Raw genomic sequence first — 13,278 nt, 5'->3', positions numbered from 1 at the left:
GGTCTGTGTCACACGATGTCCCGGGCTGCTCCGTGTCACAGCACGCTCCCAGCGACCTCCCAGTGGGAACACCGCCCTCGGGTCGCTCGTTCACCCGACATGCACAACCACTTCAACGGGCTCAAGACGGCCGCCCTCTTCGGCGGCATCTGGGCCCTCCTGCTCGGGATCGGCGCGCTCGTCGGTGGCGGGCGCTTCATCTGGGTCTTTGCGCTGATCGGTGTCGCGACGACCTTCTACGGCTACTGGAACAGCGACAAGCTCGCCATCCGCGCCATGCACGCCTACCCGGTCTCCGAGGCGCAGGCGCCGGTGATGTACCGCATCGTCCGAGAGCTCTCGACCGCCGCCGGCAAGCCGATGCCGCGCCTCTACATCAGCCCCACCCAGGCGCCGAACGCCTTTGCGACCGGGCGCAACCCGCAGAACGCGGCGGTGTGCTGCACCGAGGGCATCCTCGGCCTGCTCGACGAGCGTGAGCTGCGCGGCGTGCTCGGCCACGAGCTGATGCACGTCTACAACCGCGACATCCTCACGAGCTCGGTCGCCGCCGCGATCGCCGGTGTCATCACCTCGATCGGCCAGATGCTGATGTTCACGAGCATGTTCGGTGGCGGCGGCTCCGACGAGGACCGCCCGAACCCGTTCGCGCTGCTCGCGATGAGCCTGCTCGCCCCGATGGCCGCCATGATGATCCAGATTGCGATCAGCCGCACCCGCGAGTACGACGCCGACGAGGACGGCTCGAAGCTCACCGGTGACCCGCTCGCCCTCGCCTCGGCGCTGCGCAAGCTCGAGTCGGGCGTGGCACGCGCCCCGCTCGCGCCGCAGCAGGACATCGTCAACGCGAGCCACATGATGATCGCGAGCCCCTTCCGCGCCCAGGACGTGACGCGCTTCCTCTCGACACACCCGCCGATGGACCAGCGGATCGCCCGCCTGGAGAGCATGGCCGGCGGCCCGCTCCACCGCTGATCCTGCTCAGCGACCGAGCATCCCGGCATCCCGCGCGCCGATGGTGCCGTCGATCTGGCAGGCTCGGCCCCATGCGCAGTCTCACCCTGGCCGAAGCCCGCGAGCGATCCTCGCTGATCACCGTCACGTCGTATGCCGTCGAGCTCGACCTCGACCAGGGCGCGGAGGTCTTCGGCTCCCGCACGGTCGTCCGCTTCGCCTGCGCCGAGCCCGGTGCCGACTCCTGGGTCGACCTGAAGGCCCGGTCCGTCGAGACGGTCTCCCTCAACGGAGCGCCGCTCGACCCGGCGAGCGCCGCAGACGGCCGCTTGGCGCTCACAGGGCTCGCCGCCGACAACGAGCTCGTCGTCGCCGCGACGATGGCCTACAGCCACGACGGGCAGGGCCTGCACCGGGCCACCGACCCCGCCGACGACCTCGACTATGTCTACGGCCACCTCTTCCTCGACGCCGCCCCGAGCGTCTACGCCTGCTTCGACCAGCCCGACCTCAAGGCCCCCTACGACGTCACCGTGCACGCCCCGCTGGACTGGACGGTGCTCGGCAACGGCGCCGCCGAGCAGACGAGCCCCGGCACGTGGACGCTTGCCACGACGAAGCCGCTCGCGACGTACTTCATGACGGTGTGCGCGGGACCCTACGTCTCCGTGCGCGACGAACACGACGGCATACCCCTGGGTGTCCACGCGCGGGCGTCGCTGCGCGAGCCGCTCGAGCGGCACGCGGCGGAGCTCTTCGACGTCACGAAGCGGTCGTTCGACTACTTCCACGGGCTCTTCGGGATCCGCTACCCGTTCGGGGAGTACCACCAGGTCTTCGTCCCGGAGTTCAACGCCGGCGCGATGGAGAACCCGGGCTGTGTGACCTTCCGAGACCAGTACCTCTACCGGGGTGCCGCGACGCGTGACGAGCTGCTGACGCGTGCCAACACGGTGAGCCACGAGATGTCGCACATGTGGTTCGGCGACATCGTGACGATGAAGTGGTGGGACGACCTCTGGCTCAACGAGTCGTTCGCCGAGTACATGTCGCACCGCTGCCTCGTCGACGCGACCGAGTACACCGATGCGTGGGTCGACTCCTCGATCGTGCGCAAGGTCTGGGGCTACGGCGCGGAGCGCTCCCCGTCCACCCACCCGGTCGCGGGCGTCGAGGCCCTCGACGCGCAGAGCGCGCTGCAGAACTTCGACGGCATCTCGTATGCCAAGGGCGCGGCGACGCTGCGCCAGCTCATCGCGTACGTCGGCGACGACCAGTTCATCGCCGGCGTCCGCGCCTACCTGACCGACAAGTCGTACGGCAACGGCACGCTCGCCGACTTCCTCGGCGCGATCGAGACCGCGAGCGGCAAGGACCTCGAGGCGTGGTCACGCGGATGGCTGCTGACGGCCGATCGCGACACGATCTCGGTCGAGATCGAGGAGCAGGACGGACTCGTCGAGCGCGCCGTCGTGAACCGGCAGTCGCCGCCTGACCGCCCCGCCGACCGGCCGCACGCCTTCGACGTCGCCGGGTGGACCGACGGCCGTGAGCTCGGGCGGGTCAGGGCGACGATCACGGCTCCCGAGACGACCCTTGCCGAGCTCGAGGGCACGCCGGAGCCGGCCGTGCTCGTCCCCAACGCCTCGGACCTGACGTGGGCGCGCGTGCGCCTCTCGGACTCGACGGTCGCGGCCCTCCCGACGCAGCTCGCCCAGATCCCCGACGGCCAGGCCCGCGCCGTCGTGTGGTCCTCCCTCATCGACGGCGTGCACGGTGCGACGACCTCGCCCGAGGCGTTCCTCGAGGTGTTCGACGCGGCGTGGCCGCACGAGACGAACTCCTCGATCCTGACTCGGGTCGCGGCATACGCCGAGCACCGCGTCGTGCCGTACTTCGTCCCGCGCGACCAGCAAGAGGCCGCCCTGGCCCGCCTCAACCGGGCCGGGGTGGGGCTGCTCGAGCGCGCGACGGCGGGCACGACCGAGTCCCTCGCGGCGGCCCGTCTCGTCGCCGGCACGAGCGATGACGAGACGCTGCTGCGCGCTTGGGCCGACGGCAAGGGCCTGCCCGCCGGTCTCGAGGAGGACGGCGACTTCCGGTGGATCGTCGTGCGCAACCTGGCCTCACGCGGGCTCATCGACGTCGCTGACATCGACGGCTTCCGCGCCAAGGACGACACCCTGCAGGGCGGCCTCAACGCGCTCCTGTGCCGTGCGAGCCTGCCCCGTGCCGAGGCCAAGGCGTGGGCGTGGGAGCAGCTGACCGGCCGCCAGGGTCGCTCCAACTACGAGATGGTGCACCTGGCCCGCGGCTTCTGGGCTGCCCCCGACGACGCCCTCGTCGCCGACTACGTGCCGCGCTACTTCACCGACGTGCCGGCCATGTCCGCCTGGGTGGGCGAGGATGCCCTGTCGCGCGTCGTCCTCGTCGCCTTCCCGCGGGTCTTCACGGACGAGACGGCGCGCCTCAGCGCCGAGGCGATCTCGCGCGACGACCTGACGCCGGCCGTCCACCGCTCGCTCGTCGACGCGGACGCCGAGCTTCGGGAGGCCCTGGCGTCCCGGGCGACGTTCGCCGCGGCCGTCTGAGCGCATGGCGACCCCGACGCGTGAGGGGCTGCCGGAGGTGGTCGGCACGATCTGCGCGGCCCACGCGGAGATGCTCGACGCGCGGCTGCCGGGGCTGCTGGCGGGTCTGTACCTCCACGGTTCGGTCGGCTTCGACGGCGAGTTCCACGGCGGCAGCGACATCGACTTCGTCGCCGTGACGAGCCGCCGACCCACCGACGCCGACATCGAGGTGCTCCGGGACGTGCACGCCGAGATCGGCCGGCGCTGGGCCGAGCCCGACTACGACGGCTTCTACGTTCTCGAGACCGACCTCGCCGGCTCGCCGGACGTGGTGCCGGACGTCCCCGGCGTGCTGCACCAGTGGTTCGACGTCGGCACCCACGCCGACGTCAAGCACATCACGTGGCGCGAGCTGCGCGACCACGGAATCACCATGCGGGGCAAGGACGTTCACGACGTCACGATCTGGAGCGACGACGCCGCACTGCACGCCTCCACGCTCGAGAACCTCGAGACGTACTGGCGCACGCAGCTCGAGGCGATGGAGCACCACCCGCGCGAGGCGTCCCTGCCGCACGCCACCGAGTGGGGTGCCCTCGGGGCGTCACGGCTCGTCCACCTGCTCGTCACCGGGCGGCCCACGTCCAAATCCGGTGCCGGTCGGTGGGCGCTCCGGAGCTACCCCCACCACCGCGAGATCCTCGAGGAGGGGCTGCGCGTCCGCGAGCATCCCGACGCGCCGTCGTCGTATGCCGCAGACCCCGGTCGTCGTCGCCGTGACCTCATCGCGTTCATGACGGAGGTCATCGCCGACGGCGTCTCCCGGACCAGCTCCGGGGCCCACGGGCCACCCGGGACCGTCGACGTGAACGGCGACGGGGCGAGCCCCTGGGTCATCGAGCTCGCCGACGTGCGGGACCCGATCTGTGAGGCGCTGCTGCACGACTACTACGTCGACGTCAGCGACCGGTGGTACCAGCACCGGGAGGGGCGCGACTCGAGCCCGGAGGAGATCGAGACCGGCTTCCCCCAGATGCGCAGCGACGACCTGGCGCCCCCGACGGGGGAGTTCGTCGTGGCCCGGCGCGCTGACGACGACACGGTGCTCGGTGGTTGTGTCGGGTTGCGGCGCCTGAAGGACACTGCGGGACGGCGGGTGGCGGAGTTGCGGCGACTCTACGTGCGCCCCGAGCTCCGAGGGGCCGGGCTCGGGGCGAGCCTCCTTCTGTGCGCGGAGGAGATCGCACGCGTCTGGGGCGTGTCCGCGATGCGCCTCGACACCCGCCTCGACCTCGGCGAGGCCCGGGCGCTCTACCTGCGTCACGGCTGGGTCGAGGTGCCGGCGTTCAGCGAAAACGACTACGCCGAGGTCTGGTACGCCAAGCCCCTCCGGTGATCGGCGGCCAGGTCGAGGAGATCTGCCGGCACCAGGTGCCGAAGGATCTCCACGACCTCGGCCACCGGCCGCTCGGCCCGAACGCTGGAGCGTCAGCGGTTGTAGGCCGTCGTGTGACGTGGCTCGTAGAGCTGGATCTCGTCGGCTCCCGGGACCGCCATCATGACGACGAGGCCGTAGCCGTGGTCGGCGGGGTCGGTCGTGAACACCGCCCCACGCGCGATGAGCTCGTCCATCGTGGCCCGTAGGTCGTCGCACATGAGCGAGATCGCGTGGTGCCGCGGCGCCGACCACGACGACCCCTCCGGTCCGCGCGTCGGGTGCACCCCGAGTTCGCTCGGACCGCTCCTGAAGATGAGCCACGCGTCGGCGTCGCCGCCTCCGTCCGAGCCGGGCTCGTCGGTGACGCACGGCCACTGGAGGACGTCTCGGAAGAAGGCGCGCGTGGCCGTTGCATCGTCGGAGTACACGAGGTTGTGGACGGCGGTGATCATGGTCGGGACGCTACCCCCGTAGAAGCCCCCGCGTCAGGTGCCGTGTGGTTCGATGCGCTGGTGGCACCACGGGGTGGTCAGGGCAAGCGGAAGCCTGCGAAGAGGGCGCCGTTCCTGCTCCGCTGCCTCTACCTCTGCATGGTCTTCCGTGCGCCGGCGGAGCACTTCGGCTACGGCCGAGCACTGGCTGTCGCCGGCGTCGTCGCGGCCGGGGTGATCGCGGTTCGAGGCGCCGGAGTCCTCCTCCACGTGCACGACGTCCGACGGTCGGGAGGGAGTCTGACCCCGGGTGCGATCCTGCGGCTGGTCGTGACGATGCCCCCGGTCGTGCTGAGGTCGACGCCGGATGCCCCCGGCCTCCTGTATCGGTGGCGCGGTCACCTGCGCCGAGAAGGTGCCGAGAGACGGGACCTGGAGCACCACCGCGGAGGGCGGGTCACGGTCACCGTGCTCTACAAGGACCCCGAGGGGGACCCGGTGCCACAGGTCCCGGCCTACTGCCCGGGGTCGTTCACGGTGGAGGTCGAAGGCGACGTCCTCATCTCGAACCGCAGCCACCCGCCCCTGCTCGGCGATGCGACCACCTTCTGGTCCACGCTCGTCGCCGACGCCGCCGCGGGCGACCTCACCGTCCTGCGTCGCGAGGGGGACACGTGTGTCGTGGCCCGTGTCGGCTTCCCGCGTGGCGCGAGGTTCGCGATCGTCATGGCCGAGCCGGACTGGGACCTCGTCTTGGCGGCCCACCCCGCTCGGCCCGTGGCAAGTCGGGCGTCCCGGCCCTGACCGTCAGGCCCAGAGGGACACGGAGTCGCGCACGGAGAAGCCCGCGGACACGGTCACCAGGGACTGGGCTCGTAGTCCTTGACGAAGCAGCCGTAGAGGTCCTCGCCGGCCTCGCCGCGCACGATCGGGTCGTAGACGCGGGCTGCGCCGTCGACGAGGTCGAGCGGTGCGTGCCAGCCCTCGGCCGCGATGCGCAGCTTCTCGTCGTGGGGCCGCTCGTCGGTGATCCAGCCGGTGTCGACGGCCGTCATGAGGATGCGGTCGGTCTCGAACATCTCGCCCGCGCTCGTGCGGGTCATCATGTTCAGCGCAGCCTTGGCCATGTTGGTGTGCGGGTGGCCCGGACCCTTGTAGCGGCGGGAGAACTGGCCCTCCATCGCCGACACGTTGACGACGTAGGCCCGTCGCGCACCAGCCGTGACCGCGGCACGCATCGCCGGGCGCAGCCGCGAGACGAGGATGAACGGGGCGGTCGAGTTGCACAGCTGGACCTCGAGCAGCTCGAGCGGGTCGACCTCCTCGACCTTCTGGGTCCACGAGTTGTTGCGCTGGAGGTCGGGCAGCAACCCACCGGCGTCCACGGCGGTGCCCGCCCGGTGGGCCTCGAGGCTGGCGTGTCCGGCCGAGAGGGCCAGCGCTGTCATGGACGCGGCCGTCTGGGCGGCGACGGCGTGCTCGACCGACTCGCCGTCATGGTGCGCCACGGCGTGGTTGCCGAGGGCGCCGGCGATCGAGGCCGGGTGCGCCTCGCTGATCCTGTCGAAGGTCACCATCTCCGGCAGCGCGACACCGTCGGGGAGCGGCGCCGACTCGAGCTCGACGAGGTTGCTGTACGCGCCGGGGGACCGGCGCACCGTCTGCGCGGCGTTGTTGACGAGGATGTCGAGCGGGCCGGCGGCAGTCACCTCGTCGGCGAGGGCGACGACCTGGGTGGGGTCGCGCAGGTCGATGCCGACGATCTTGAGCCGGTGGATCCAGTCGGCGCTGTCCTCCATCGAGGCGAAGCGGCGCATGGCGTCCTTGGGGAAGCGCGTCGTGATCGTCGTGTGCGCGCCGTCGCGCAGCAGGCGCAGCGCGATGTACATCCCGATCTTCGCGCGGCCGCCAGTGAGCAGGGCGCGCTTGCCCGTGAGGTCGGTGCGCTGGTCGCGCTTGGCGTGCGAGCGGGCTGCGCAGTCGGGGCACAGCCAGTGGTAGAACGCGTCGACGAGGGTGTAGTCGCGCTTGCAGATGTAGCAGCCGCGCGGGTTGACGAGCTCACCGGCGAAAGCCCCGGATGCGTTGGAGACCAACGGAATTCCCTTGGTCTCGTCGTCGATCCGCATGGGCGAGCCGGTGGCCGTCGCCTCGATGACCTGCCGGTCGGCCTTGCGCTCGGCCCACGTCTTCGCGTTGCGCCGGTCCTTCTTGAGCCGCTTGTACATCAGGGACGCAGCGCGCTTGAGGGTCTCGAAGTCGGGGTCGTCGATCTCGAGAGAGGGGGCCAGGGCGAGCACCCGCACGGCGGTCGCGACGTCCTCGGGGTCGAGGCGCACGACAGCGGCGGGGTCCAGCTCGATCTCGGTGTCACTCACCGCGCAAGGGTACGCGGGCGGTCGCCCCGCTCCCCAATCCGCCGAACCCGGGAGATGACGGCATGCGGTCTCGGGAGCCGGTTTCGCCGGGGTCACGTCCAGGGTCGGGAGACCCTGACCGTGACCCCGGCGAAGTGGGCGGGGCCGTCAGTTCGAGGTCGACGGCTTGGCGGCCAGCGTCACGGGGACGTCCTGGCGTGCGCCGCCGCGGATCACGGTCAGGGTGGCCTTGTCGCCGACGGTCATCTCGCGGATCTGGGCGACGAGCGCCGTCGCGGAGTCGATGCGCTGACCGTCGACGGCGATGATGACGTCGCCGTTCTTGAGGCCGGCGTTCGCGGCGGGCGTGCTGGGGCTGACGGAGACGACCTGCGCGCCGGCGCGCTTAGCGGTGCCGTCCGAGACGACCGCGTCGCGGGTGCTGACGCCGAGGTAGGAGTGCTCGGCCTTGCCGCTCTTGATCAGCTGGTCGGCGATGGACTTCGCCTCCTTGACCGGGATCGCGAATCCGATGCCGATGTTGCCGCTCTGGCTTCCGCCGGAGCTCTGCCCCAGCGAGGCGATCGAGCTGTTGATGCCGATGAGCTCGCCCTTGCCGTTGACGAGCGCGCCGCCGGAGTTGCCGGGGTTGATCGCCGCCGACGTCTGGATGGCGTTCGTCACGACCTCGTCACCGGACGACTGCTGCTGGCCGAAGGGGGACTGGCTCGGCGTGCCGGTGCTGACCGGGCGGTTGAGGGCCGAGATGATGCCCGTCGTCACGGTGCCCGAGAGGCCGAGCGGGTTGCCGACAGCCATGGCAGGGTCGCCGACCTTGAGCGTCTCGGAGTTGCCGAGGCTGATCGGCGTCAGGTCGCCGGGGCCGTTGGTCAGCTTGATGACGGCGAGGTCGGTCGACGCGTCGGTGCCGACGATCGTCGCGCCGTAGGTGCGGCCGTCGCTCAGGGTCACGGTGATCGCACCGTTGCCCGTGGCGTCACCCACGACGTGGTTGTTCGTCAGGATGTGCCCGCTCTTGTCGAAGACGACTCCCGAGCCGGCGCCCGAGCCCTGCTGGGTCGTCACGTCGATGCTGACGACGCTCGGTGAGACCGCGGCGGACACGGCGGCCCAGTCGGGCGCGGAGGCATTGCCCTGCACGACGGTGGGCGAGCTGTTCTGGTTCGAGTTCGTCGTTGCCGTCGCGGCAGGGGTCGACCCGGTGGCGGTGCTCTGGCCCCCGAGCTGCGTGGCGGCATACGTGCCTCCGCTCGCGAGGACGGCGGCGAGCAGGGCGACCCCGACGGTCTGGCCGAAGCGGTTGTCGCGCTTCGGGGCCGGCCGGCTGCCCTCACCCAGCGGCGGCGTCGGCGGGGCCGGCGGCACGGGGGGTGCGGACTGGCTGTAGTAGCCGCCCTGCGGGATCTGCTGGGTGTGGTCCTCGGGTGCCATGGTCATGGCTCCTCCTCGCTCTGGTCTGTTCCTCCATCAGACCTACCCACCTTTGGACTCGGTTGTGGCATTCCTAGGAATGGGCTGTGCCTTGGGCTGCGCCGTGGTGACGCCGCTCACCCTCCTGGTCCCGGCGGTGAACGGGGAGCTGGACGACGAACGTCGCACCGCCACCGGGCGTCTCGCGCACTCGAACGCTGCCGCCGTGCGCCTCGATGATCGCGTGCACGATCGCGAGCCCGAGACCGTTGCCGCCACCCCTGCCGCGGCTGCGGGAGCGGTCGGCGCGGTAGAAGCGCTCGAAGACATCGGCGCGCTCGTTGGGTGGTATGCCGTGTCCGTGGTCGCGGACGTGGAGCGCGACGTGGAGCGCGTCCACCCGGCCGGCGAGGATCTCGATCGGGGTGCCGGCCGGGGTGTGGACCCGGGCGTTGGTGACGAGGTTGGTGACGACCTGTCGCAGCTGTTGCTCGTCCGCCTGCAGCTCCGTCGGCTCGATGGGCCCGTTGATGCCGGTGGCGACGATGTGACGGTCGGGCGCGATGGTGCGGGCGTCCTGCGCGGCGTCGGCGGCCAGCACGGCGAGGTCGACGGTCTGGAGCTCGAGCGGGCGCTCGCCGTCGAGACGAGCCAGGGTGAGCAGGTCCTCGACGAGGCCGCTCATCCGGTGGGCCTCGGACTCGATGCGGCCCATCGCGCCGGTCACGGCGTCGGCCGTCGGCAGGGCGCCCTGGCGGTAGAGCTCGGCGTAGCCACCGACGGCGGCCAGCGGCGTGCGCAGCTCGTGTGAGGCGTCGGCGATGAAGCGCCGCATCTTCGCCTCGTTGGCCTCGCGCACGGCGAAGCTCTGCTCGATGCGGGCGAGCATCGCGTTGAGGGAGCGCGACAGGGAGGCCACCTCGTCGTCGGTGTCGGGCACGTCGATGCGCTGGGTCAGGTCGCCCACCGCGATCTGGGCCGCGGTGTCCTCGATGCGGGTCAGGGGCCGGAAGGTCCGGCGTATGAGGAACCAGCCCAGCGCCGCCGTGACGATGAGGGTGATGGCACCGATCCCCGCGGCATAGAGCAGGAACCGGTCGACGGTCCGGTCGAGGGCGCTCAGGGGCAGGGCCAGGACGTAGATCTGGGTGCGCGGCTCGTTGAGCTGGGCCAGGGCGAGCCACTGGGCGTCCCCGCCGGTCGAACCGATGCGGAAGGGGACGTGCCCCGTGACCTTGGGGTCGGAGGCCGTGAGGTTCGGGATCTGGGCCTGGTCCTGCTCGGTGACCGCCTCACCGCGGGAGATGACCGAGCCGGTGCGCACGTCGATGATCCGGGTCGTGAAGCCCGTGGGCAGCTGCGGGCCGGCTGCACTGAGCTCTGCCGGGTCGATGGACGACAGGCTCGCGGCATAGACGCGAAGCTCCTGTTCCGTCTGGTTGAGCAGGTAGACCCGCAGCAGGGCGCTGACGACGAGCGAGGTCACGGCCAGGGCGACGGCGATGAGCCCGAGCGTGACCGCGAGCAGACGCCACCGCAACGGCATCGCCCGCAGCCGGGGCAGCCGCTGCTTCCGGCTGCCCACGAGGACGGCCGGCTCGGCGGTCACGTCGACCATCCGGTCAGGAGCTCGTCAGCTCGGGGGGCACGCGGAGAACGTAACCCACACCGCGCTTGGTGTGGATGAGCGAGGGCCCGTCGGCGTCGATCTTGCGCCGGAGGTAGGAGATGTAGGACTCGACGATGCCGGACTCGCCGCGGAAGTCGTAGTCCCAGACGTGGTCGAGGATCTGCAGCTTCGACAGGACCCGGTTGGGGTTGAGCAGCAGGTAGCGCAGCAGCTTGAACTCGGTGGGGGACAGGTCGATGACGCGACCACCCCGGCGCACCTCGTGGGAGTCCTCGTTGAGCTCGAGGTCGTGGAAGCGCAGCGTCGCGCCGTCGTCGGCCTGACCGCGCGTGCGGCGCAGCACGGCGCGGATGCGGGCGATGACCTCCTCGAGGCTGAAGGGCTTCGTGACGTAGTCGTCACCGCCCACGGTGAGGCCCTGGATCTTGTCGCCCGTCGCGTCGCGCGCGGTGACGAAGACGATCGGCTGCTGGCGCCCGCGGTCACGCAGGCGCCGCGTCACCTCGAAGCCGTCGACGTCGGGGAGCATGACGTCGAGCACGACGAGGTCGGGCTCCGACTCGGCCGCCATGGCGAGGGCGGTGGTGCCGTCGGCGGCCGTCTCGACCTCGAAGCCGGCGAAGCGCAGCGACGTCGCGAGCAGCTCACGGATGTTCGGCTCGTCCTCGACGACGAGCAGGCGGGCCTCTGCGGCCTGTGCTGTCTGGGTGTCCACACCGAACAGTGTCGGCACGTCTGCTGGGAGTTCGCTGGGAGTTGGTCGGATCCTTCGGCCCTCAGCTCAGAGGTCGTCGGCGTCGACGATCCGGTAGGCGTAGCCCTGCTCTGCGAGGAAGCGCTGACGGTGCGCGGCGAAGTCCGCGTCCACGGTGTCGCGGGACACGATGGTGTAGAAGTGCGCGGTGCGCCCGTCTCCCTTGGGTCGCAGGACGCGGCCGAGGCGCTGTGCCTCCTCCTGGCGTGAGCCGAAGGTGCCGCTGATCTGGATCGCGACGCTCGCCTCGGGCAGGTCGATGGAGAAGTTCGCGACCTTGCTGACGACGAGGGTCGTGATCTCACCGGTGCGGAAGGCGTCGTAGAGGCGCTGGCGCTCCTTGACCGTCGTCTCACCGGTGATGACCTCGGCGCCGAGCCGCTCGGCCACCTCGTGGAGCTGGTCGAGGTACTGCCCGATGACGAGCGTCGGCTCACCGGCGTGCTGCTTCGCGAGCTTCTCGACGACGGGCAGCTTGGCGTCGGAGCACGACGCGAGGCGGTAGCGCTCCTCGGGCTCGCTCACGGCATACGCCATCCGCTGGCCGTCGGGGAGGCTGACCCGCACCTCCACGCAGTCGGCGGGAGCGATGTAGCCCTGGGCTTCGATGTCCTTCCACGGCGCGTCGAACCGCTTCGGGCCGATGAGGCTGAAGACGTCGGCCTCCCGGCCGTCCTCGCGCACGAGCGTCGCCGTCAGGCCGAGCCGGCGGCGCGCCTGCAGGTCGGCCGTCATGCGGAAGATCGGGGCCGGCAGCAGGTGCACCTCGTCGTAGACGACGAGGCCCCAGTCGCGGGCGTCGAGCAGGTCGAGGTGCGCGTAGGCGCCCTTCCGCTTCGTGGTCAGCACCTGGTAGGTCGCGATCGTGACGGGACGAATCTCCTTGCGGGCGCCGGAGTACTCGCCGATCTCGTCCTCCGTCAGGGTGGTGCGCTTGAGCAGCTCGTCCTTCCACTGCCGGGCGCTGACGGTGTTGGTCACGAGGATGAGCGTCGTCGCCTTGGCGGCCGCCATGGCGCCCGCGCCGACGAGCGTCTTGCCCGCGCCGCAGGGGAGCACGACGACGCCGGAACCGCCGTGCCAGAAGCCGTCGACGGCGTGCTGCTGGTAGGGGCGCAGGTGCCAGCCGTCCTGCTGGAGGTCGATCGGGTGCGCCTCGCCGTCGACGTAGCCGGCCAGGTCCTCGGCGGGCCAGCCGATCTTGAGCAGCTCCTGCTTGAGGGTGCCGCGCTCGCTCGGGTGCACGACGACGGCCAGGTCGTCGAGACGCTCGCCGGTCAGAGGCTTGATCTTCTTGTGCCGCAGCACCTCCTCGAGCACCGGGCGGTCCGTCGTGCGCAGCACGAGCCGGGTGCCTTCCTCGGAGTCGGCGAGCCCCTCCTTCTCGAGGGTCAGGCGGCCGTAGCGGGCCATCGTGTCGGCCACGTCGACGAGGAGGGCGTTCGGGACGGCATACCTGCTGTGCGTCATGAGGGCGTCGACGACCTGCTCGGCGTCGTGCCCGGCGGCGCGGGCGTTCCACAGGCCGAGCGGGGTGATGCGGTAGGTGTGCACGTGCTCGGGCGCGCGCTCGAGCTCGGCGAACGGCGCGATGGCACGCCTCGCGGCCTCGGCGGTCGGGTGGTCGACCTCGAGGAGGAGGGTCTTGTCGCTCTGGACGATCAGGGGTCCGTCATTCATCGACTCGTCCAACCGTTCGTGGCGTGCGGG

General features: G+C 71.0%; 10 protein-coding genes. 4 read left to right on the top strand and 6 right to left on the bottom strand.

Annotated features, from left to right (window positions below):
• The first annotated feature begins 99 nt into the window (after positions 1–99).
• The 3 genes from htpX to AC1DIW_RS12740 all read left to right on the top strand — a co-directional run bounded on the left by htpX (position 100) and on the right by AC1DIW_RS12740 (position 4,923).
• Positions 100–975: a zinc metalloprotease HtpX gene (gene htpX / locus AC1DIW_RS12750; RefSeq protein WP_478108582.1), complete on the top strand. Its 876-nt coding sequence runs from the start codon at positions 100–102 to the stop codon at positions 973–975.
• Between the two features lie 71 nt (positions 976–1,046).
• Complete coding sequence (gene pepN / locus AC1DIW_RS12745) at positions 1,047–3,545, top strand: aminopeptidase N (RefSeq protein WP_478108580.1); 2,499 nt, start codon at positions 1,047–1,049, stop codon at positions 3,543–3,545.
• Between the two features lie 4 nt (positions 3,546–3,549).
• Positions 3,550–4,923: a GNAT family N-acetyltransferase gene (locus AC1DIW_RS12740; protein WP_478108578.1), complete on the top strand. Its 1,374-nt coding sequence runs from the start codon at positions 3,550–3,552 to the stop codon at positions 4,921–4,923.
• A 92-nt stretch (positions 4,924–5,015) separates the two neighbouring features.
• Here the strand turns inward: AC1DIW_RS12740 and AC1DIW_RS12735 are convergent, their stop codons facing one another.
• Complete coding sequence (locus tag AC1DIW_RS12735) at positions 5,016–5,417, bottom strand: VOC family protein (protein ID WP_442279767.1); 402 nt, start codon at positions 5,415–5,417, stop codon at positions 5,016–5,018.
• A gap of 60 nt (positions 5,418–5,477) precedes the next feature.
• On the opposite strand from AC1DIW_RS12735, the gene AC1DIW_RS12730 reads away from it, so the two are divergent.
• On the top strand, positions 5,478–6,200 hold the full coding sequence (locus tag AC1DIW_RS12730) for a hypothetical protein (protein ID WP_478108576.1): 723 nt from the start codon (positions 5,478–5,480) through the stop codon (positions 6,198–6,200).
• A gap of 53 nt (positions 6,201–6,253) precedes the next feature.
• Here the strand turns inward: AC1DIW_RS12730 and AC1DIW_RS12725 are convergent, their stop codons facing one another.
• From AC1DIW_RS12725 to AC1DIW_RS12705, 5 genes are all read right to left on the bottom strand, one after another.
• Positions 6,254–7,774: an SDR family NAD(P)-dependent oxidoreductase gene (locus AC1DIW_RS12725; protein WP_478108574.1), complete on the bottom strand. Its 1,521-nt coding sequence runs from the start codon at positions 7,772–7,774 to the stop codon at positions 6,254–6,256.
• A gap of 147 nt (positions 7,775–7,921) precedes the next feature.
• Positions 7,922–9,211 (bottom strand): S1C family serine protease, encoded by a 1,290-nt coding sequence (locus AC1DIW_RS12720; RefSeq protein ID WP_442279764.1) that lies wholly within the window; start codon positions 9,209–9,211, stop codon positions 7,922–7,924.
• A gap of 67 nt (positions 9,212–9,278) precedes the next feature.
• Positions 9,279–10,802: a sensor histidine kinase gene (locus tag AC1DIW_RS12715; protein WP_478108572.1), complete on the bottom strand. Its 1,524-nt coding sequence runs from the start codon at positions 10,800–10,802 to the stop codon at positions 9,279–9,281.
• 4 nt (positions 10,803–10,806) lie between these two features.
• Positions 10,807–11,529 (bottom strand): response regulator transcription factor, encoded by a 723-nt coding sequence (locus tag AC1DIW_RS12710; protein WP_478108570.1) that lies wholly within the window; start codon positions 11,527–11,529, stop codon positions 10,807–10,809.
• Between the two features lie 66 nt (positions 11,530–11,595).
• Positions 11,596–13,248: a DNA repair helicase XPB gene (locus AC1DIW_RS12705; protein WP_478108568.1), complete on the bottom strand. Its 1,653-nt coding sequence runs from the start codon at positions 13,246–13,248 to the stop codon at positions 11,596–11,598.
• Positions 13,249–13,278 lie beyond the last annotated feature (30 nt).

Source organism: Terrabacter sp. 01T434 (assembly GCF_056398545.1).
The sequence above is the reverse complement of the archived record's forward strand: the minus strand, read 5'-3'. Positions and strand labels throughout refer to the sequence as shown.

Bases quoted from the DNA above. Each gene is read 5' to 3' on its own strand.
- htpX (WP_478108582.1), top strand. From the start codon at position 100: ATGCACAACCACTTCAACGGGCTCAAGACGGCCGCCCTCTTCGGCGGC.
- pepN (WP_478108580.1), top strand. From the start codon at position 1,047: ATGCGCAGTCTCACCCTGGCCGAAGCCCGCGAGCGATCCTCGCTGATC.
- AC1DIW_RS12740 (WP_478108578.1), top strand. From the start codon at position 3,550: ATGGCGACCCCGACGCGTGAGGGGCTGCCGGAGGTGGTCGGCACGATC.
- AC1DIW_RS12735 (WP_442279767.1), bottom strand. From the start codon at position 5,417: ATGATCACCGCCGTCCACAACCTCGTGTACTCCGACGATGCAACGGCC.
- AC1DIW_RS12720 (WP_442279764.1), bottom strand. From the start codon at position 9,211: ATGACCATGGCACCCGAGGACCACACCCAGCAGATCCCGCAGGGCGGC.
- AC1DIW_RS12715 (WP_478108572.1), bottom strand. From the start codon at position 10,802: ATGGTCGACGTGACCGCCGAGCCGGCCGTCCTCGTGGGCAGCCGGAAG.
- AC1DIW_RS12705 (WP_478108568.1), bottom strand. From the start codon at position 13,248: ATGAATGACGGACCCCTGATCGTCCAGAGCGACAAGACCCTCCTCCTC.